The organism is Variovorax beijingensis (assembly GCF_007828835.1).
Taxonomy (GTDB): Bacteria; Pseudomonadota; Gammaproteobacteria; order Burkholderiales; family Burkholderiaceae_C; genus Variovorax; species Variovorax beijingensis_A.
Map to the genome: position 1 here is coordinate 302791 of NZ_VIVL01000001.1, position 19140 is coordinate 321930.

A 19140-nucleotide genomic window follows, 5' to 3' on the forward strand; every position below is an offset into this window, starting at 1 on the left:
AGAAAGCCGTAAAACCTGGATCACTCCGTTACTTCTGGTCATGAGATGGCTGCGTTCCAGGCCATACGATCGGAGCCTTCCGATCCACTTGCCGCTGCTGCCATGTTCATCGTCACGCTCACCTACATCCGTCCGCTTGAAGAGCTCGATGTATTGATGGATGGGCACATGGCGTGGCTGCGAAAGCACTACCAAAGCGGTCTGTTCCTGGCCTCGGGCCGGCAGGTGCCGCGCAAGGGCGGCGTGATCTTCGCGCGCTCGGGCGACCGGGCAGAGCTCGAGGCCGTGCTCGCACGCGACCCGTTCGTGCAGAACGGCGCGGCCAGCACGCAGGTGATCGAGTTCGTACCCAGCATGACCGCGCCCGCGACCGAGATCCTCAAGGCGCTTTGAGGCCGCGCAGCCGCGTGGCTCAGGCCGCCGGCTTTTCCTCGCGCCCGCCGGGGTGCCGCGCAAAGCGCGCCGCATCGCGGCCATGCACCGGCGCCGGATCGCTCCAGGGCCAGCCGCCGAACTGCGTGCGGCGGTAGTCGGCCAGCGTCTGGCTGATCTCGGCCTGCGTGTTCATCACGAACGGACCGTATTGCACCACCGGCTCGGCAATGGGGCGGCCCTGCAGCAGCAGGAATTCGCCCGGCTCTTCATCGCCATTGCGCAGTTCGACGGCCGTGTCGGCGCGCAGTTCGATGGCGGCCGGGCCTTCCACGCGCCGGCCTGCGATGGTCGCCACCGCGCCCTTGAAGAAGTACAGCATGCGCCGCGTGCCATCGCCCGCGGCGGCCGGCAGCGTCCATTGCGCGCCGGGCGTCATCTTGAGCGTCCAGATCGCCACGTCGGCATCGGCCTGCGCGGCCCAGGAATCCGGCGGCGGCGCGAGCGGATGGATCGGCGCCGGTCCGCCGTCTGCGGCGGTGCCGCCGAAGCGGCCCGCGATCACCGCGACCTCGGTGCGCCCGCCCGCCGCATCGTCGGACGCAAAGTGCGGAATGGCCTCCGACCAGAACATCGTGAAGTGCGGCTCGGCCATCTTGCTTCTGGCCGGCAGGTTGAGCCAGATCTGGAACAGCTCCAGCGGATTCGGCGCGTTCGCATCGAGCAGCGGAAACATCTCCGAATGCACGATGCCCTTGCCGGCCGTGAGCCACTGCACGTCGCCGCCGCCGAAGCGCGCGGTGGCGCCCAGCGAATCGGAATGGTCGACCAGCCCCTTGCGCACGATGGTCACCGTCTCGAAGCCGCGGTGCGGATGCGAGGGAAAGCCCGGCACCGTGTCGCCGTGGTACATGCTCCAGCCGTCCTTGCGGCTGAAGTCCTGGCCGATCTGGCGCCCCGCGAGCGGCGCCGCGGGCCCCATCTGCGCGTTGGCCTTCGGGTAGGCGTCGTCGTGATAGACGCAGAACAGGAACGGGTCGATCGTCTGCCACGGGAAGCCGAGCGGGCTCACCTGCAGCACGGGGCTGCGGCCTTCCTCGATGTGGCTGCTGCTGTCGTTGTTGCTGGACACCTCGGTATTCCTTTCGGTTGGGTGCGCCGCCGCTGAATGCGTGGCGGCGCTGCTTTGTGGAATATCGGGGCGCACCCGCTTCAGGGAAGGGGCCTTCCGCGCAACAGTGAGGAGCGCATATGGAACGATGGGCATCGTTCTTGTGCGTCAGCAGCGCAGCATCAGGCGTTCTGATGGGTCACTTCGGCGTTCGGGTCCATGTACATCAGCTCCCACAAGTGACCGTCGATGTCCTGGAAGCCGTGGCCGTACATGAAACCGTAGTCCTGCGGCTCGCGCGGCACCGTGCCGCCCGCGGCCACCGCCTTGGCCACCATCTCGTCGACCTCGGCGCGGCTTTCGCACGAGAGGCACAGCAGCACCTCGGTGCTCTTGCTGGTGTCGGCCAGGCTCTTGCTCGTGAAGGTCTTGAAGAAGTCTTCCACCAGCAGCATGGCGTGGATGCTGCCTTCCTGGATCACCATGCAGGCGGCGTTGGCGTCGGTGAACTTCTCGTTGAAGGTGTAGCCCAGCGCGGCAAAGAATGCCTTGGACTTGTCGAGGTTCTTGACGGCGAGGTTCACGAAGATCTGCTTGTTGGCCATGGTTGTCTTCCTATGTTGATGAAGAGTGGATCGGAGGTTTTCCGGCGTGTTGTGTACGCCGTCCACAAAAGATAGCAAAGAAAATGTACGGTGTCCACATTATTTTTATCGGAGGGCACTTTTTCCCAGCAGCCCGGCCAGCGCGAGGGTGCCGCGGTCCTCGAAATACGGGCCGACGATCTGCACGCCCAGCGGCAATCCACCGGCCGTGAAGCCCACGGGAGCGACCGTGGCGGGCAGGCCACCCAGGCTCGCAAGCCCCGACCAGGCGGCCAGTGCGTCGTAGCGTGTGGGCTTTCCATCGATAGTGAGCGTGCGCTTCTCGAAATCAGGCTCGGTCACGTGTTCGAAGGCCGCGCAGCCCGCCGCCGGACACAGCACGGCGTCGAATTGCATGAAGAGCGTGCGCAGCTGCGCCCGGATGCGCGTGCGCGTGGCCAGCAGGTCGAACCAGGTGCGCAGCCGCATCGGCGAACGGCCGCCGGGCTCGGCATGCGCGAGCACGGTCTGCACGATCTGGCCGTAGGTGTCGCCGACCTCGGCCAGATCGGGCAGCAGGTCCGAGGCTTGGGCGACCGAGGCGCCGGCCTTCGCCAGCCGCTGCCCGGCGCCTTCGACGGCGGCGCGCACATCGGCCGCCACCGCGGCCTGCGGATGCGCGCTGACCACCAGCACGCGCCAGTCCTTCGCCGCCGAATGGCGCGCCGCCGGCAGCATGAAGCGGCCCTGCGCCACGTGGGCCGCATCGGGCCCGGCCAGCACATCGAGCGCCAGCGAGAGGTCGTCCGCGCCATGGCCGATCGGCCCGATCACCGAGGGCAGCGCGGCCGGCGCCTCCTCGGTGCCCGGAAATGCGAAGCCGCGCGTCGGCAGCAGGCCCTCGCTCGGCTTGTGCGCGTACACGCCGCAAAAGCTCGCGGGAACGCGCAGCGAGCCCGTGAGGTCGGAGCCCAGCTCCAGCGCCACCATGCCGGTGGCCACCGCCGCTGCGCCGCCACCCGACGAACCGCCCGGCGTGCGCCTGGCATCGAGCGGGTGCACCGTCCGGCCATACACCGGGTTGTCGCACTGCCAGTCGGCCAGCGCCGGCGGCACGTTGGTCTTGCCGAGAATCACCGCGCCTGCCGCCTTGAGGCGTGCCACGGCGACGGCGTCCTGCCGCGGCACGAAATGGCGGTACTGCGGCAGGCCCCAGCTGGTCGGCAGGCCGGCGACGTTGAAGGCCTCCTTCACCGTCATCGGCACGCCCAGCAGCGGCCGGCGCTCGCCGCGCGCGAGCGCCGCGTCGGCTTCGGCGGCCTGCCGGCGCGCGCGGTCGAAGTCGCGCACCACCACCGCGTTGAGCGGGCCGTCGAGCGCCTCGATGCGGGCGATGGCGGCTTCGCACAAGTCGACCGCGCTCACTTGCCTGGCGGCGAGCGCCTTGGCCGACCGTGCGGCCCCGGCGGCCAGGAGGGTGGTGGGATCGAGGGCGGTCATGGTCTGTGCCTTTCTGCTGCTTGTCCATTCCAGCGACAGTGCCCGCATGGCGTGCGGAGAAAGACCGGGCATCATGGCCGGCATGGAAATCGAGTTCAAGTTTCATGTTCCCGCACAGCGCCTGAAAGCCGTGGAAGCCGCCATGCGGCGCGGCAGCGTCGTGCGCACCCGGCTGCAGGCGCGCTACTTCGACACCGCCGACCAGGCGCTGGCCGCCGAGGGCATCGTGCTGCGCCTGCGCAAGGAGGGGCGGCGCTGGGTGCAGACCGCCAAGGCCACCGGGGACAACGCGCTGCATCGGCTCGAACACAACGTCGACCTGGGCGCCGCGGCGGCCAGCCGCGCCGCGCCGGCCATCGATCCGCAGCGCCACCACGGCACGCCCGTGGGCGAGCGGCTTGCCAAGGTGCTGGCCGCGAGCGGTGCCCCGCTGGTCGAACGGCAGTCCACCGACATCGTGCGGCTCACACGCGATGTGCGCACCTCCGGCGCCGGCGCGGCCGTGGTGGAGCTGGCGCTCGATGTCGGCAAGGTCATCGCCCACGCGGGTACGTCGGACGAGCGCGAATCGCCCGTATGCGAGCTGGAGCTCGAACTCAAGCGCGGCGACGTGCAGGGGCTGGTCGCGCTCGCGCACCGCTGGTCGCAGCAGCACGGCCTGTGGTTCAGCACCGTGTCCAAGGCCGAGCGCGGCGCGCGCCTGCTCGCGAAGCTCGACGTGGTGCCGGCCGTGAAGGCCGAGGCGCCACGCTTTGCTGGCGAGAAAGGCGAGCTCGACGGCCGCGCCATCCAGCAGGCCGTGGTCGCGTCCTGCCTGGCGCAGATGCTGCCCAACGCAAGCGAGATCGCCGCGGGCAGCACGGATGAAGAACAGGTCCACCAGCTGCGCATCGGCATCCGGCGCCTGCGCACCGCGCTGCGCGAACTCGCGGGGCTCGACCCGCGCGCCGGTCTTTTCGACAGCGCCGAATGGGAGCCGCCGCTGGTCGAAGCCTTCCGCGCGCTCGGCCAACTGCGCGACCGCGAGCAGGTCGTGAAGCTGGCGCAGCCGCAGCTGCGCGATGCGGGGGCGCCGGAGTTCGATCCCTTGGCTGGCGACGAGGCGGCGGCCGAAGCGCCGTCGCCCGGCGAAGTGATGCGAGCGCCCGCGTTCCAGTCGGTGCTGGTTTCGCTGATCGGCTTCACCGCGGCAACGGCCGCGCCACACGCCAGTGCCGAAGGCGCCGGGCAGCCCGCGTCAGCGCCGCTCGGCGCCACCGAGGCGCGCCGCCATCTGCGCAAGCGCCTGCAGAGGCTGCATCGGCAGGCGGTGCGCGACGGCCGCCGTTTCGAATCGCTGTCGGCCCAGGACCAGCACCGCACGCGCAAGCGGCTCAAGCGCCTGCGCTACCTGGCCGAATTCGTGGCGCCGCTGTTCGCCGATGGGGATGATGAAGACGAAAAGTCATCGCCCGCCGAGCGCTACCTGAAGCGCCTGCGCCCCGCGCAGGACGCGCTCGGCGAATTCAACGACGAAGCCGTGGCGCTCGCGCTCTACCGCGAAGCCACCGCGCGCGATGCCCGCGCATGGTTTGCCGTCGGCTGGTTCAGCGCGCGCCGTGAGGCGGGCGCGAAGGCCTGCCGCAAGGCGCTGGGCAGGATCGGGAAGGCGCCGCGGTTCTGGAAAAAGAGGAATTAGAGAGCTGATCCGGAAGGATCAGTGATGGTGCCCATGCGCACCATGCACGTGCCGATGCTCGATTTCCACCGGCAGCGCCGCGCGCACGTCCGTCACCTGGAGGCTGAACTTCAGCGCCTTGCCCGCCCACGGATGGTTGCCGTCGAGCAGCACGATCGGGCCCTTGATCTTCATCACCGTGAAGAGGTGCTCGCGTCCGTCGTCGAGCCGCCCCTGCAGTTGCCCGCCCACCTTCACGCCCGGCGGGAATTCGGACTTGGGGATGCTGCGCACCAGCGACTCGTCGCGCAGGCCGAAGGCGTCTTCGGGTGCGAGGTTCAGCGTGGTCTGGAAGCCCTTTTCCTTGCCATCGAGTGCTTCCTCGATCTTGGGCAGCGTGTTCTCGTAGCCGCCATGCAGGTAGGCCATCGGCTCGGGGCTGGCTTCGATGAGCTTGCCCTGGGCGTCGGCGACCTTGTACTTGAGGGTGACGACGGTGTCTTTTTCGATTTTCATGGGGACATTTTCTGTGGAAATCGATCGCTCAGCGGGACGGGGCCCGCGCCGCCCGCAACATCTCCGGCAGCGCCTCCACCGTGCTGAGCTTCTCCTTCACCATCCCGATGAACGCCGACACCGCCAGCGGCAGGTGCTTGCGGCTCGGATAGAGCACGCTCAGCCCCTGCCCCGTGCGCTGGTACTGCGGCAGCACCGGCACCAGCCGGCCGGCCTCCAGGTCGAGCCTGGCCATGGTGGGCGGCAGCAGCGCGACGCCCAGGCCGGCGAGCGCGGCCTTGCGCAGCGCCTGCGCGGTGTTGCCGCTGAAGCGGCCCGCGACCTGCACTTCTTCCTCCGCGCCGCCGGGGCCGGCCAGGCGCCAGAGGGTGCGGCCGCTCGGGTGGGGCGAGGTGACGCAATCGTGGTCCGCCAGGTCCTGCAAGGTGGCGGGCGCGCCGCGCGCGGCGATGTAGGCGGGGCTCGCGACCATGCCGTCGGTCCGGGCGCCCAGCAGCTGGCGGCCGACGTAGCCGGAGTCGGGCAGCGCGCCGCCGCGGAATGCGATGTCGATCTGCTCGGCGATCAGGTCGGCCCTGGCGTCGCTCAGAACAAAGTCGATGCGCACCAGCGGATGCGCGGCCAGGAAGTCGGCCACCCACTCCATCGGGAAGAAATCGAAGAAGTCGGCCGTCGCCGCCACGCGCACCAGGCCGCTGGGCTGCTGGCTGCCGGTGATCAGCTCCTGCCCGGCCTCGACCAGCCCGTCGACCGCGCCCGCGCAGCGCTCGTGAAAAGCCTGGCCGGCGCTGGTCAGCGTGAGCTTGCGGGTGGAGCGCTGCATGAGCCGCGTGCCCAACTGCGCCTCGAGCTGCTGGACGCGCCGGCTCACGGTGTTGGGCGGCAGGCCCAGCCGGCGCGCCGCCCCGGCAAAGCTGCCGTGGCGCACCACCTGCACGAACATGGCGATGTCGTTGAGGTCGAGCATGGCGGGGATTCCTTCTAATGGTAGACGAGTGCAATCCGATTCTGCCGTCTAGTCGATCAATGGGTGCAGCCCTAACCTTCTGCCCATGACTTCCTCATCTCCCGCTTCCCCAACCCGGTTCTGGAGCACCCCATGACCACCGCCGTTGCCACCACCACCACCGAAGCCCGCGCCATCGTCTACCGCACGCGCGGCTCGCAGCATGGGCCGATCACGCGGCTCGTGAGCCCGGGCGACCTGGGCGAATTCCTCAAGCCCTTCGTGTTCCTCGACCTGTTCGGCTTCGACACCTCGGGCGGCCGCAAGGGCTTCGGCATGCACCCGCATTCGGGCATTGCCACGCTGACCTGGCTGATCGAAGGCGACACGCTGTACGAGGACACGACCGGCGAGCAGGGCGTGCTGCCGGCCGGCGGCGTCGAGTGGATGCGCGCCGGCAACGGCGTGTGGCACGACGGCGCACCCGCGCCGGACACGAAGCGCGTGCAGGGCTTCCAGCTCTGGGTGGCCCTGCCGGCCTCGGAAGAGAACGCGCCGGCGCAAAGCATCTACCTGGCACCCTCGCAGGTGCCGCGGGAAGGCCCGGCGCGCGTGCTGCTCGGGCGCCTGGGCGCGGCGCAGAGCCCCATTCCGGCGCCGGCGCCGATGAATTACCTGGCCGTGCAGCTGAAGGATGGCGAACACTGGCGCTACACGCCGCCCGCCGGCCACACGGTGGGCTGGATCGCGGTCGACGCGGGCCGGCTCGATGCAGGCGACGGCGAACCGGTCGCCGCCGGTGAGCTGGCGGTGTTCGAGGAGTCCGGCGCGGCCATCGACTTCGTGGCCCAGGGCGACGCGTCCTTCGTGCTGGGCTCGGCCGCGAAGCATCCGCACGAACTGGTGATGGGCCACTACTCGGTGCACACCAGCCAGGCGGCGCTCGACCAGGGCGAGGCCGAGATCCGCCGCATCGGTGCGCGGCTGCGCGAGCAGGGCCGCTTGCGCTGAGAGCCGGGGCGCACGGCGCGTCGGCCCCTGCTGCAGCGCCGTGCCGATGCCCTGAACGGCACTTCGCCGGTGCATCCAGCGCCTTCATGGCGCGGGAACGGCCCCCAAGAAACCTCTTTCGGCCCTCCCGCCGCGCGCACCCCGCACCGTGCGCGCGGCGTTTTGCTTGGCGCCAGCCCTTTGCTGGCGCGCCTCTGCGTGCTTCAGCCCGCACCACCGAGGGCTTACCCCATCACGCAGGCCTGCATATTGCTTAAGACTGTCGTCGGTTGACTGTCGACAGTTTTCACAGTCGATCCGATGAACCCCGAACATGGCGCCGGCGCTCTCCCGCCGGGCCTGAAAAAGGAACGCGACATGCAATTGCAGGCAGTGGGCCGCAAGGCCCCACCCGTTTCCGAGGCCGAGCGCCAGGTGCGCGAAGACCTGGCCGCCGCCTACCGCCTGGTAGCGCACTACGGCATGGACGACAGCATCTACACGCACATCTCCGCGCGTGTGCCGGGCACCGAGGACCAGTTCCTGATCAACCCCTTCGGCATGCTGTTCAAGGACATCACGGCCTCGTCGCTGGTGAAGATCGACCTGGACGGCCGCATCCTCGACGACTCGCCCTGGGACGTGAACCCGGCCGGCTTCACCATCCACAGCGCCGTGCATTCGGCGCGCCACGACGCGGCCTGCGTGCTGCACACGCACACGGTGGCCGGCGTGGCGGTGTCGTCGCTGGCCGGCGGGCTGCAGCCGTGCAACCAGTGGGCGCTGCAGTTCTACAACCGCGTGGTCTATCACGACTTCGAGGGCATCGCGCTCGACGCCGACGAGCGCGAGCGCCTGGTGGCCGACCTGGGCCCGGCGGCGCGTGCGCTGATCCTGCGCAACCACGGCCTGGTCACGCTCGGGCGCACGGTGTCGGAGGCCTTCATCCTGATGCTCAACCTGGAGCGCGCCTGCCGCGTGCAGGTGGCGATCCAGTCGAGCGGCCTGCCGGTGTATCCGGTGCCGGCCGAGGTCTGCGAGAAGACCGCGCAGCAATACGAAAGCGGCGACAGCGTGCGCCAGCCGGGCCAGCCCGATCCGAACGCGCGCGAATGGCGCGCGCTGCTGCAGCGCATCGATCCGCTTCCCGCCACCTCGTACCGCGACTGAACCTGGCGCCGCGCGCGGCGCCCGCGTTCTTCCGTTCCCGTTTCCTCGTCCCCACCCGCTCGCACAGAGCCACAAGGAGTTTCCGCACATGAAACGTCGCAACCTCATCCAGATGGGCGCCGCCTCGGCCGCCGGATTGACGCTGGCGGGTGTCCCGCTGCATTTGCTGGCGCAGGGCAAGAAAGGCGGCGTCATCAACGCCGTCGTGCAGCCCGAGCCGCCGGGGCTGATGCTGGGCATCACGCAGAACGGCCCCACGCAGATGATCTCGGGCAACATCTACGAAGGCCTGCTGCGCTACGACGAGAAGATCAACCCGCTGCCCTCGCTGGCCACCTCGTGGACCGTCAACAAGGAAGGCACGCTCTACACCTTCAAGCTCAAGCCCGGCGTCACCTGGCATGACGGCAAGCCTTTCACCTCGGCCGACGTGGTGTTCTCGGCCGACGTGTTCCTGCGCAAGACGCATGCGCGCCTGCGCGCCAACCTAGCGTCGGTGGAGAGCATCAAGGCCATCGATCCGCTCACGGTCGAGTTCAAGCTCAAGTACCCCTTCGGTCCGTTCATCGGCATCTTCGAGGTCGGCAGCATGCCGATGATCCCGAAGCACATCTACGAAGGCACCGACTTCGCGACCAACCCGGCCAACGCCACGCCCATCGGCACCGGGCCGTTCAAGTTCAAGGAATGGGTCAAGGGCTCGTACATCCAGCTCGTGGCCAACGACAAATACCACGTCAAGGACGTGCCGCTGGTCGAGAGTGTGTACTTCCACGTGATTCCCGACGCGGCCTCGCGCGCGGCGGCCTTCGAGTCGGGCAAGGTCGACCTGGTGCCGGGCGGCGCGGTCGAATACTTCGACGTGCTGCGGCTTTCCAAGCTGCCGGGCGCGGCGGTCACCACCAAGGGCTGGGAGTTCTTTGCGCCCCATTCGTGGCTGTGGCTCAACAACCGCAAGGCGCCGATGGACAAGGTCAAGTTCCGCCAGGCCGTGATGTACGCGATCGACCGCGAGGCCATGGCCAAGATCGCCTGGCAGGGCTTCGCCAAGCCGGCGACCGGGCCGTTCAACAGCAACATCAAGTTCCACAGCACCGACGTCGCCAAGTACCCGCGCAACGTGGCCACCGCCAAGAAGCTGCTGGAAGAAGCCGGCTACAAGGGCGAGACGCTGCGCCTGCTGCCGCTGCCCTATGGCGAGACCTGGGCGCGCTCGGCCGAGATCCTGCGCCAGAACCTCGCGCAGGCCGGCATCAAGGTCGAGCTGGTGGCCACCGACGTGGCCGGCTGGAACCAGAAGCTCAACGAGTGGGACTACGATCTCGCCTTCACCTACGTCTACCAGTACGGCGACCCGGCGCTGGGCGTGGCGCGCAACTACACCACCAGCAATATCGCCAAGGGCTCGCCCTTCAACAACGTCGAGGGCTACTCGAACCCGAAGGTGGACGAGCTGTTCGACGCCGGCGCGAAGGAGAGCGACCCCGAGAAGCGCAAGGCCATCTACCTGCAGGTGCAGAAGATCCTGCTCGACGAAGTGCCCGTCGCCTGGCTGCACGAGCTCAACTTTCCGACGCTGTACCGTACCAAGCTGAACAACATCATCAGCTCGGGCATCGGCCTGAACGACAGCCTCGGTACGGCAACGCTCGCATGACGGCCAGCCTGCGCACGCCACCTCACAGGAGCCGCCGATGAAACGTACGCAGTTCATGCTGGGCCGCGTGATGCAGGGCCTGCTGGCGATCCTGCTGATCGCCACGGTCAACTTCATGCTGGTGCGCGCCGCGCCGGGTGATCCGGTGTCGGTGCTGGCGGGCGAGGCGGGCGCGTCCGATCCGCAGTTCGTGGCGCAGCTGCGCGCGCAGTTCGGGCTCGACCAGCCGATCACCACGCAGCTCGCCACCTACGTCGGCAAGGTAGTGCAACTCGACCTGGGCTTCTCGTACCGGCAGCAGCAGCCGGTGCTGAAGCTCATCATGGACCGGCTGCCCGCCACGCTGCTGCTCACGGGCACGGCGTTCGCGCTGTCGCTGCTGTTCGGCATCACGCTGGGCGCGCTCGCCGCGCGGCGGGCCGGCACCTGGGTCGACAGCTCGATCACTGTGGTGGCGCTCATCTTCTATGCCACGCCGCTCTACTGGCTCGCGCTGATGGCGGTGCTGGTGTTCACGGTGCAGCTCGACTGGCTGCCGGGCTTCGGCTTCAGCACCGTGGGCTCCGGCGCCACCGGCCTGGCGCTGGCCTGGGACATCGCGGGCCATCTGGTGCTGCCGGCGCTGACGCTCGCGCTCTTCTACATGGCGGTGTATGCGCGCATGACGCGCGCCGCCATGCTCGAGGTGGCGCAGATGGACTTCGTGAAGACCGCCCGCGCCAAGGGCGTGAAGCCCGGGCGCATTTTGCGCGCGCACGTGCTGCGCAACGCACTGCTGCCGGTGGTCACGCTCGCGGGCATCCAGGCCGGCGGAATGATCGGCGGCGCGGTGCTGACCGAGACCGTGTTCGCCTGGCCCGGCATCGGCCGCCTGATGTTCGACGCGCTGCTGCAGCGCGACTACAACCTGCTGCTCGGCGCCTTCCTCGTGACCGCGGCCATGGCCGTGTTGTTCAACCTCATCACCGACCTCGTCTACACGCTGGTCGATCCCCGCATCGAGCTATGACCCTGCTGCAAAGTCCATTCTGGCGGCGCTTCTGCCGCAACAAGGGCGCCGTGCTCGGCATGGCCGTGCTGGTGCTGGTGGCCGTCGTCGCCATCATCGGCCCATGGGTCGCGACCAACGATCCATGGAACATGGTCGAACAGCCGTTCCTGCGGCCGTGGACCGAGCCCGGCTTCGCGCTCGGCACCGACACGCTGGGCCGCGACATCCTCTCGGGCGTGATTTACGGCGCGCGCATCTCGCTCCTGATCGGGCTGGTGTCGACCGTGGTGGCGCTGCTGATCGGCGTGACGCTCGGCGCCATTGCGGGCTACTTCGGCGGCTGGATCGACGCGGCGCTGATGCGCTTCACCGAGCTGTTCCAGGCCGTGCCGAGCTTCGCGCTCGCCATCGTGCTGGTGGCGATCTTCCAGCCCTCGGTCAATTCGATCGTAGTGGCCATTGCCATCGTCTCGTGGCCGCCGGTGGCGCGGCTGGTGCGCAGCGAGTTCCTCACGCTGCGCCAGCGCGACTTCGTGCAGGCCGCGCTGCTCGCGGGCCAGTCGACGCCGCGCATCATCCTCACGCAGATCCTGCCCAACGCCATGTCGCCGATCATCGTGATGGCCTCGCTCATGACGGCCACGGCCATCCTGCTGGAGTCGAGCCTGAGCTTCCTCGGCCTGGGCGATCCGAACCAGATGAGCTGGGGCTATATGGTGGGCGCGGCGCGCACCGTGCTGCGCCAGGCCTGGTGGATGGCGCTGTTCCCGGGCCTGGCCATCGTGCTGACCGTGCTCGCGCTCAACCTGGTGGGCGAGGGTCTCAGCGACGGGCTCAACACGCGGCTCGACGGGAGGGGCAAATGAGCGCCACCGTCACGCCCATGAAGCCGGTGCAGCCGGTGCTCGACGTCGTCGGCCTGGGCATCCGCCTGCCCAGGGGCGCGGACCGCGCGCTGGCCGTCGACGGCGCCACGCTGTCGGTGCTGCCGGGGCAGACGCTGTGCGTGGTCGGCGAATCGGGCTCGGGCAAGTCGATGATCGCCAACGCCGTGATGGGCCTGCTGCCGCGCCCGCACGTCGAGCCCGTGGCGGGGCAGATCCTCTTCGAAGGCCGCGACCTGCTGCAGCTCAGCGAGCCGCAGATGCGCGAGCTGCGCGGCCGCCGCATCGGCATGGTGTTCCAGGAGCCGATGACGGCGCTGAACCCGGTCATGCGCATCGGCGAGCAGATCGGCGAAGTCTTCGACGCGCACGGCAGCGTGCCCGCGGCCAAGAAGCGGCGGCGCATCCTGGCCGCGCTGGCCGACGTGGGCCTGCCCGATCCGGAGCTGCTGATCGACGCCTATCCGTTCCGCCTCTCGGGCGGCCAGCGCCAGCGCGTGATGATCGCCTGCGCACTGGTGCTGGAGCCCGTGCTGCTGATTGCCGACGAGCCGACCACCGCGCTCGACGTGACCACGCAGGCGCAGATCCTCGCGCTGATCCGCGAGCTGCAGCAGCGCCGCGGCACGGCGGTGCTGTTCATCACGCACGACTTCGGCGTGGTGTCCGAAATTGCCGACCATGTGGTCGTGATGCAGACCGGCAAGGTGGTCGAGGCCGGGCCGGTGCGCCAGGTGCTCGATGCGCCGCAGCACCCGTACACGCGCAAGCTCATCGCAGCCATTCCCACCGGCAATGCCGAGCGCGACACGCCCACGGGCGAAGTCACGCGCGTGCTGCAGGTGCAGGACCTGTGCAAGACCTACACCTCGGGCAACGGCCTCTTCAAGCGCGGCCGCTCGGTGCAGGCCGCGAAGAACGTCAGCTTCGAGCTGCGCCGCGGCGAAACGCTGGGGCTGGTCGGCGAATCGGGCTCGGGCAAGTCGAGCGTGGGCCGCTGCCTGGTGGGGCTCTCGCCGTTCGACAGCGGCCGCATCCTCTTCAAGGGCCGCAGCCTGTCGCAGGGCCCCGCCTTCCGGCGCGAGGCCGCGGGCAGGATACAGATGGTGTTCCAGGACCCGTACGCCTCGCTGAACCCGCGCCACCGCGTGGGCGCGGCCATCGCGGGCGGGCCGATCGCGCAGGGCGTGGGCAAGGCCGAAGCCATGGCGCGCGCGATGGAGCTGCTCAAGCTCGTCGGCCTGGGCGCCGACGCGGCCGAGCGCTATCCGCACGAGTTCTCGGGCGGGCAGCGCCAGCGCATCGGCATTGCCCGCGCGCTCGCCATGCAGCCCGAACTGCTGGTGGCCGACGAGCCGGTGTCGGCGCTCGACGTGTCGGTGCAGGCGCAGGTGCTCGAACTCTTCGCGCAGGTGCGCGAGCAGTTCCAGCTCGCGATGGTCTTCATCACGCACGACCTGCGCGTGGCCGGCCAGATGTGCGACCACATCGCGGTGATGCAGCGCGGCGAAGTCGTCGAATACGGCGAGACGCACAAGGTGCTCGGCGATCCGAAGCATGCCTACACGCGCAAGCTGATCGAGGCGGTGCCGCGGCTGGTGTCCGCCGCGTCGCCGGCCGAGGCGCTGGTCGCGTGATGGCGCTGAACGACAAAGGCGGCACGCCTTGCGTGGCGATTCTGAGCGAGGTGCTGGACATGGAATACCTCGCCGCGGCCTTCCGCGAGGCCCATCCCGGCATCGACCTGCGCCTGGGCGAAGAGCTCGGCGCGCTCGACCAGATCGAAGCGGCCGTGTGCTGGTTTCCGCCGCACGGCCTGCTCGCCCGGATGCCGAAGCTGCGGCTCGTGCAGTCGCTGGCCGCGGGCATCGAGCACATCACGGCCGACGCGGAACTGCCGCGCCAGGTGCCGCTGTGCCGCATCGTCGACACCGGCATGGCGGCCGGCATGAAGGCTTATGTCTGCTGGGCCGTGGTGCAGCAGCATCGCGGCATGCGGGCCTACGTCGCGAGTTCCGCCGCCCGCCGGTGGGAGGAGCAGCCGATCGTGTCGCCGCGCCACCATCGCGTGGGCATTGCCGGCCTGGGCACCTTGGGCATGGCCTGCGCCGAAGCGCTGGCCGCCATCGGCTACCCGGTGCGCGGCTGGAGCCGCAGCGCGAAAGAGGCCTTGCCGGCCGGCGTCGAGGGCTTCCACGGCGCCGCGCAGCTCGACGAATTCCTCTCGGGCTGCGACACGCTGGTGTGCCTGCTGCCGCTGACCGCAGAGACGCACGGCTTTCTCGATGCCGCGCTGTTCGCCAAGCTGCCGCGCGGCGCGCACCTGGTCAACGTCGGCCGCGGTGACCACCTGGTCGAGGCCGACCTGCAGCCGGCGCTCGACGCGGGCCAGCTCTCGGCGGCCACGCTCGATGCCTTTTCGCAAGAGCCGCTGCCGCCGGAGCATCCGTTCTGGGGCGACCCGCGCATTCTCGTCACGCCGCACATCGCCACGCGCACCGACAGCCTCGTGATCGCCCGCCAGACGCTCGACAACCTCGCGTCGCTGCGGCAAGGCCGCCGGCCCGCCAACCAGGTCGACCTGGCGCGCGGCTATTGAACTCCCCACAAACCGGAACCGACTTCATGAACGCCAGCACGCACGCGGAGAACGCCGCCAACGACATCGCCGCGCATCTCCATCCCTTCACCAACCTCGCGACCCATCCGCAGCTCGGCCCGCTGGTGATCCAGCGCGGCGACGGCATCTTCGTGGAGGACGACCAGGGCCGCCGCTATCTCGAAGCAATGTCGGGCTTGTGGTGCGCCTCGCTGGGCTTCAGCAACGCACGCCTGGCCAAGGCCGGCAGCGAGGCGCTGCACGGGCTGCCGTACTACCACACGTTCAACGGCCGCTCCAATCCGGCCGCGATCGCGCTGGCCGAAAAGCTCTTGTCGCTGGCGCCGGTGCCGATGTCCAAGGTGTTCTTCGCCAACTCGGGTTCGGAGGCCAACGACTCCGCGGTCAAGCTGGTCTGGTACTACCACAACGCCATCGGCAAGCCTGAAAAGAAGAAGATCATCGCGCGCCGCAACGCCTACCACGGCGTCACCGTCGCGGCCGCGAGCCTGAGCGGCCTGGTGCCGAACCACCGCGACTTCGACCTGCCGATCGACCGCATCCTGCACGTCGACTGCCCGCACCATTTCCGCTACGCCGAGGCCGGCGAGAGCGAGCAAGACTTCGCGACGCGGCTGGCCGCTGCGCTCGAGCAGCGCATCCTCGACGAAGGCCCCGAGACGGTCGGCGCCTTCATCGCCGAACCCGTGATGGGCGCGGGCGGCGTGCTGGTGCCGCCGGCCACCTACTTCGACAAGGTCCAGAAGGTGCTCGCGAAATACGAGGTGCTGCTGATTGCCGACGAGGTGATCTGCGGCTTCGGCCGCACCGGCCAGATGTTCGGCTCCACCACCTTCGGCCTCAGGCCCGACATCCTGACCGCGGCCAAGGCGCTGTCCTCGGGCTACGTGCCGATCTCGGCCGTGATGGTCAGCGAGAAAGTGCATGCGGCGGTGGCCGCCAACAGCGGAAAGATCGGCACCTTCGGCCACGGCTTCACCTACTCGGGCCATCCGGTGGCCTGCGCCATCGCGCTCGAGACGCTCAAGGTCTACGAGGACGAGAACATCCTCGCGCACGTCCAGTCGCTGGTGCCGCAATTCCAGAAGGGGCTGCAGAGCCACGCCGCGCGCAAATACGTCGGCGAGGTGCGCGGCGTGGGGCTCATCGGCGCCATCGAGCTGTATGCCGATCCCGCGAAGCGCACGCCCTTCGATCCCGCGCAGAAGGCCGGCGCCCGCCTGGCCGAGCTCGCACTGGCGCAGGGGCTCATCGTGCGCGCGATGGGCGATTCCATTGCCTTCTGCCCGCCGCTCATCATCACGGCCGGACAGATCGACGACATGTTCGCGCGCTTCGGCCGCGCCATGGCAATCTTCGAGGAAAGCTTCGCGTGAAGGTCTTCTTCACCGACGAGCAGCTGCTGCACGATCCGCAGCAGTTCATGCGGCTGGGCCGCCTCTGCAAGCCGACCGACCTGCCAAGCCGCGCGCATGCGCTGCGCGACGCGCTGGCCCTGCGCGGCATTGCGCTGGCCGAGCCGCGGGACTATGGCCGCGCGCCGCTCGAAGCCGTGCACAGCGCCGACTACCTCGACTACCTCGAAACCGCCTACGCGCTGTGGCGCGAACTGAAGGTGCCCGGCGTGGAGCCCGGCATCGAGGTGCTGCCGAATCTTTCGCCGTACTACAACGGCACGCCGGGCGTGGCGCGCGCGCCCTGTCCTTCGCCCTCGCTGGTGGCGCGCACGGGCTACTACATCAGCGACCTCTCGTGCCCGCTCGGCCCGCACACCTGGCGCTCGATACTGCGCTCGGCCCATACCGCGGTGGCCGCCGCGGATGCGGTGCTGGAAAGCGGCGACGCGGCCTACGCGCTGTGCCGCCCTTCGGGCCATCACGCGCACCGCGACCGCGCGGGAGGCTTCTGCTACATCAACAACAGCGCCATCGCGGCAGAGCGGCTGTGCGGGCGGCACGGCCGCGTGGCGGTGTTCGACGTCGATGCGCACCACGGCGACGGCACGCAGAACATCTTCTATGCGCGCGGCGACGTGCTGACCGTGTCGACGCATGCCGATCCCTCGGGCTACTACCCGTTCTACACCGGCTACGCGCACGAGCGCGGCACGGGCGCGGGCGAAGGCTTCAACCTGAACCTGCCGCTTGCGCACGGCGCGGACAACGCGGCGTTCCTGCAGGCGGTGGATGAAGGCGCGGCCGCGCTGCGCGAATTCGCGCCCAAGGCGCTGGTGCTCGCGCTCGGCTTCGACAGCTACAAGGACGACCCCATCAGCGTGCTCAAGCTCGACCTCGACGCCTACCGCCACATCGGCGAGCGCGTCGGCGCGCTGAAGCTGCCCACGGTGATCGTGCAGGAAGGCGGCTACATGGTCGAGGCCATCGGCCCCGCGCTCGACAACTTCCTGCGGGGCTTCCAGGCCGCGCGATGAGCACCGCCGCCACGGCTCTCTCATTGCGTCCGGCGGGCTCCAGGCGCGCCGGCGTGGCGCTGTTCTTCTGCGCGCTGGTGGCCTTTGCCTCCTACGACGCGTTCTGCAAGTACATGCTGCAGTTCTACCCGGCGCCCTTCGTCAACGTGATGCGCTATGTCGCGGTGAGCGGCATTGCCTTCGCGATGCTGCTGCGCCATGGCGACCTGCGCATGTGGCGCACGCCGCACAAGCCCCTGCTGCTGCTGCGCGGCCTGATGCTCGCGACGGTGGCCACCTGCTTCATGACCGCGCTGATCTGGATGCCGCTGGCCGAGGCCACGGCCATCTACTTCACCGCGCCGCTCCTGATGGTGGCGCTGTCGCCGTGGCTGCTGGGCGAGCAGGTGCGGCGCAGCCGCTGGGTGGCGGTGACGGTCGGCTTCGGCGGCATGCTGCTGATCGTGCGGCCGGGGGCCGACCTGCCGCTGCTCGGCACGGTGCTGATGGCCGTGGCCGCCGTCTGCTACGCCATCTTCCAGCTGCTCACGCGGCGGCTCGCGGGCCTGGTCGCGGGGCCGGTGCAGTACGCCTGGACCGCGCTGGCCTGCTTCGTCGTCACGCTGCTGCCTGCGCCCTTCTTCCTGCCGGCCCAGCAGCCGCCCTGGGGCGACGTGGCGCTGCTGCTCGCGGGCGGCGCCTGCAGCGCGGCGGCGCAATGGCTGCTGCTGGCCGCTTTCGAGCGCGTGGAGGCCTCGACGCTCGCGCCGCTCAACTACTTCCAGCTGCTGCTGGCCGTGGCCTTCAGCACCTTCTGGTTCCGCCGGCCGCCCGACGCGATCGCGATGGCCGGCATCGCGCTGATCATGGCTGCGGGCATCTACCTGGCGCGCGCGGGGCGGGGCCTGAAGAGCGCACCGGCCGCGCCGGACGCCATCCGGTGAAGAATCGCCCCTGGCGCAGCATCCCAATGACGAGACAAGCAACATGGCAACTTCCATAACAACTCCTCCTTCTGCCGACGCGGCCCTGTTCGAGTCGGTCGAGTCGACCGACCTCGTCGGGCTGGTCGAGGCCCAGCTGACGCGCGCCATCGTCGAAGGACGGCTGGCCCCCGGCAGCCGCATCGTCGAGGCCGACATCGCGCGCCGCATGGGCGTGAGCCGCGCGCCGGTGCGCGAGGCGGCGCGGCGGCTCGAACGCCAGGGCGTGCTGGTGGCCAAACCGCGCCACGGCTTCGCGGTGCGGACCATCAGCGTGCAGGAGATCGACGATTTGTTCGAGGTGCGCCTGAGCCTCGAACTCACCTCCATCGAGCTGGCCTGCCGCAAGGCCGACGAAGCGGGCATCGCGCGCGTGCAGGCGCTGGTCGAGGCCATGGTGCGCGAGGCCAACACGCAGCCGCAGCACCACCGCATCGCCAACGACCTGGCGCTGCACACGCTGATCTGCGAGCTGTCGGGCAATGCGCACCTGCACCGCATCTTCATGAACACGCAGACCGAGATGCAGATGATCATCGCGCTGATCGACGCGGTCTACCACGACCCCACCGCCATGGCCGAGACCCACCGCCCCATCGTCGATGCGCTGGTGCGCCGCGACCCCGAGGCCGCCAAGGCCGCGATGCGCGTGCACCTGGAAGACGCCTGGCAGCACGTGCGCGCGCTGTTCATGAAGCAGCACGGCGCCGCGCCCCTTCCCGCCCATGCCTGAGACCGGAGAGACACAC

18 protein-coding genes are annotated in these 19140 nt (G+C 69.4%); 13 read left to right on the forward strand and 5 right to left on the reverse strand.

Going from position 1 to position 19140, the window contains the following annotated elements; translation table 11 throughout:
• Positions 1-102 precede the first annotated feature (102 nt).
• Complete coding sequence (locus tag FB547_RS01420; RefSeq protein WP_145739013.1) at positions 103-393, forward strand: YciI family protein; 291 nt, start codon at positions 103-105, stop codon at positions 391-393.
• 19 nt (positions 394-412) lie between these two features.
• Here the strand turns inward: FB547_RS01420 and FB547_RS01425 are convergent, their stop codons facing one another.
• From FB547_RS01425 to FB547_RS01435, 3 genes are all read right to left on the reverse strand, one after another.
• Positions 413-1588, reverse strand: coding sequence for a pirin family protein (locus FB547_RS01425; protein ID WP_145740522.1), 1176 nt, complete (start codon positions 1586-1588; stop codon positions 413-415).
• Positions 1589-1665: 77 nt separating this feature from the next.
• Positions 1666-2088, reverse strand: coding sequence for a VOC family protein (locus FB547_RS01430; RefSeq protein ID WP_145739015.1), 423 nt, complete (start codon positions 2086-2088; stop codon positions 1666-1668).
• Positions 2089-2193: 105 nt separating this feature from the next.
• Entirely contained in the window at positions 2194-3567 is a 1374-nt protein-coding gene (locus FB547_RS01435; protein WP_145739017.1) for an amidase family protein, read from the reverse strand.
• A 73-nt stretch (positions 3568-3640) separates the two neighbouring features.
• Here FB547_RS01435 and FB547_RS01440 point away from each other — a divergent pair, with 73 nt between their 5' ends.
• Positions 3641-5245 carry a CYTH and CHAD domain-containing protein gene (locus tag FB547_RS01440; protein ID WP_145739019.1) on the forward strand — a complete coding sequence of 535 codons (1605 nt, stop codon included), beginning with the start codon at positions 3641-3643 and terminating at the stop codon, positions 5243-5245.
• An 18-nt stretch (positions 5246-5263) separates the two neighbouring features.
• Here FB547_RS01440 and FB547_RS01445 read toward each other — a convergent pair whose 3' ends face one another.
• Both FB547_RS01445 and FB547_RS01450 read right to left on the reverse strand, forming a co-directional pair.
• The gene (locus tag FB547_RS01445; protein ID WP_145739021.1) at positions 5264-5740 is read right to left on the reverse strand and encodes a peptidylprolyl isomerase; all 477 of its coding nucleotides are present in this window, start codon (positions 5738-5740) and stop codon (positions 5264-5266) included.
• Between the two features lie 28 nt (positions 5741-5768).
• A complete protein-coding gene (locus FB547_RS01450; RefSeq protein WP_145739023.1) occupies positions 5769-6707 on the reverse strand; it encodes a LysR family transcriptional regulator in 939 nt (312 codons plus the stop codon).
• 132 nt (positions 6708-6839) lie between these two features.
• Between FB547_RS01450 and FB547_RS01455 the strand changes: the two genes are divergently transcribed.
• The 11 genes from FB547_RS01455 (at position 6840) to FB547_RS01505 (ending at position 19124) form a co-directional block, all read left to right on the forward strand.
• The gene (locus FB547_RS01455; RefSeq protein WP_145739024.1) at positions 6840-7697 is read left to right on the forward strand and encodes a pirin family protein; all 858 of its coding nucleotides are present in this window, start codon (positions 6840-6842) and stop codon (positions 7695-7697) included.
• 357 nt (positions 7698-8054) lie between these two features.
• On the forward strand, positions 8055-8846 hold the full coding sequence (locus FB547_RS01460; RefSeq protein ID WP_186454095.1) for a class II aldolase/adducin family protein: 792 nt from the start codon (positions 8055-8057) through the stop codon (positions 8844-8846).
• Positions 8847-8934: 88 nt separating this feature from the next.
• Positions 8935-10503 (forward strand): ABC transporter substrate-binding protein, encoded by a 1569-nt coding sequence (locus tag FB547_RS01465; RefSeq protein ID WP_145739028.1) that lies wholly within the window; start codon positions 8935-8937, stop codon positions 10501-10503.
• A gap of 37 nt (positions 10504-10540) precedes the next feature.
• Positions 10541-11512 (forward strand): ABC transporter permease, encoded by a 972-nt coding sequence (locus FB547_RS01470; RefSeq protein WP_124959184.1) that lies wholly within the window; start codon positions 10541-10543, stop codon positions 11510-11512.
• On the forward strand, positions 11509-12360 hold the full coding sequence (locus tag FB547_RS01475) for an ABC transporter permease (RefSeq protein ID WP_047784595.1): 852 nt from the start codon (positions 11509-11511) through the stop codon (positions 12358-12360). Before FB547_RS01470 ends, FB547_RS01475 begins: the two co-directional genes overlap by 4 nt.
• On the forward strand, positions 12357-14015 hold the full coding sequence (locus FB547_RS01480; RefSeq protein WP_145739030.1) for an ABC transporter ATP-binding protein: 1659 nt from the start codon (positions 12357-12359) through the stop codon (positions 14013-14015). Before FB547_RS01475 ends, FB547_RS01480 begins: the two co-directional genes overlap by 4 nt.
• A complete protein-coding gene (locus tag FB547_RS01485) occupies positions 14015-14977 on the forward strand; it encodes a 2-hydroxyacid dehydrogenase (RefSeq protein WP_145739031.1) in 963 nt (320 codons plus the stop codon). The genes FB547_RS01480 and FB547_RS01485 overlap by 1 nt, the downstream gene beginning before the upstream one ends.
• A gap of 26 nt (positions 14978-15003) precedes the next feature.
• Positions 15004-16374 carry an aspartate aminotransferase family protein gene (locus FB547_RS01490; RefSeq protein ID WP_145739033.1) on the forward strand — a complete coding sequence of 457 codons (1371 nt, stop codon included), beginning with the start codon at positions 15004-15006 and terminating at the stop codon, positions 16372-16374.
• The gene (locus FB547_RS01495; protein ID WP_145739035.1) at positions 16371-17429 is read left to right on the forward strand and encodes a histone deacetylase family protein; all 1059 of its coding nucleotides are present in this window, start codon (positions 16371-16373) and stop codon (positions 17427-17429) included. Before FB547_RS01490 ends, FB547_RS01495 begins: the two co-directional genes overlap by 4 nt.
• Positions 17426-18352 (forward strand): DMT family transporter, encoded by a 927-nt coding sequence (locus FB547_RS01500; protein ID WP_145739036.1) that lies wholly within the window; start codon positions 17426-17428, stop codon positions 18350-18352. The genes FB547_RS01495 and FB547_RS01500 overlap by 4 nt, the downstream gene beginning before the upstream one ends.
• Positions 18353-18395: 43 nt before the next feature.
• Entirely contained in the window at positions 18396-19124 is a 729-nt protein-coding gene (locus tag FB547_RS01505) for a GntR family transcriptional regulator (RefSeq protein WP_145739038.1), read from the forward strand.
• The last annotated feature ends 16 nt before the right edge of the window (positions 19125-19140 follow it).

Coding starts and splice junctions, on each gene's coding strand:
- FB547_RS01420 (WP_145739013.1), top strand. CDS start 103: ATGTTCATCGTCACGCTCACCTACATCCGTCCGCTTGAAGAGCTCGAT.
- FB547_RS01430 (WP_145739015.1), bottom strand. CDS start 2,088: ATGGCCAACAAGCAGATCTTCGTGAACCTCGCCGTCAAGAACCTCGAC.
- FB547_RS01435 (WP_145739017.1), bottom strand. CDS start 3,567: ATGACCGCCCTCGATCCCACCACCCTCCTGGCCGCCGGGGCCGCACGG.
- FB547_RS01440 (WP_145739019.1), top strand. CDS start 3,641: ATGGCCGGCATGGAAATCGAGTTCAAGTTTCATGTTCCCGCACAGCGC.
- FB547_RS01445 (WP_145739021.1), bottom strand. CDS start 5,740: ATGAAAATCGAAAAAGACACCGTCGTCACCCTCAAGTACAAGGTCGCC.
- FB547_RS01450 (WP_145739023.1), bottom strand. CDS start 6,707: ATGCTCGACCTCAACGACATCGCCATGTTCGTGCAGGTGGTGCGCCAC.
- FB547_RS01455 (WP_145739024.1), top strand. CDS start 6,840: ATGACCACCGCCGTTGCCACCACCACCACCGAAGCCCGCGCCATCGTC.
- FB547_RS01460 (WP_186454095.1), top strand. CDS start 8,055: ATGCAATTGCAGGCAGTGGGCCGCAAGGCCCCACCCGTTTCCGAGGCC.
- FB547_RS01465 (WP_145739028.1), top strand. CDS start 8,935: ATGAAACGTCGCAACCTCATCCAGATGGGCGCCGCCTCGGCCGCCGGA.
- FB547_RS01470 (WP_124959184.1), top strand. CDS start 10,541: ATGAAACGTACGCAGTTCATGCTGGGCCGCGTGATGCAGGGCCTGCTG.
- FB547_RS01475 (WP_047784595.1), top strand. CDS start 11,509: ATGACCCTGCTGCAAAGTCCATTCTGGCGGCGCTTCTGCCGCAACAAG.
- FB547_RS01480 (WP_145739030.1), top strand. CDS start 12,357: ATGAGCGCCACCGTCACGCCCATGAAGCCGGTGCAGCCGGTGCTCGAC.
- FB547_RS01485 (WP_145739031.1), top strand. CDS start 14,015: ATGGCGCTGAACGACAAAGGCGGCACGCCTTGCGTGGCGATTCTGAGC.
- FB547_RS01490 (WP_145739033.1), top strand. CDS start 15,004: ATGAACGCCAGCACGCACGCGGAGAACGCCGCCAACGACATCGCCGCG.
- FB547_RS01500 (WP_145739036.1), top strand. CDS start 17,426: ATGAGCACCGCCGCCACGGCTCTCTCATTGCGTCCGGCGGGCTCCAGG.
- FB547_RS01505 (WP_145739038.1), top strand. CDS start 18,396: ATGGCAACTTCCATAACAACTCCTCCTTCTGCCGACGCGGCCCTGTTC.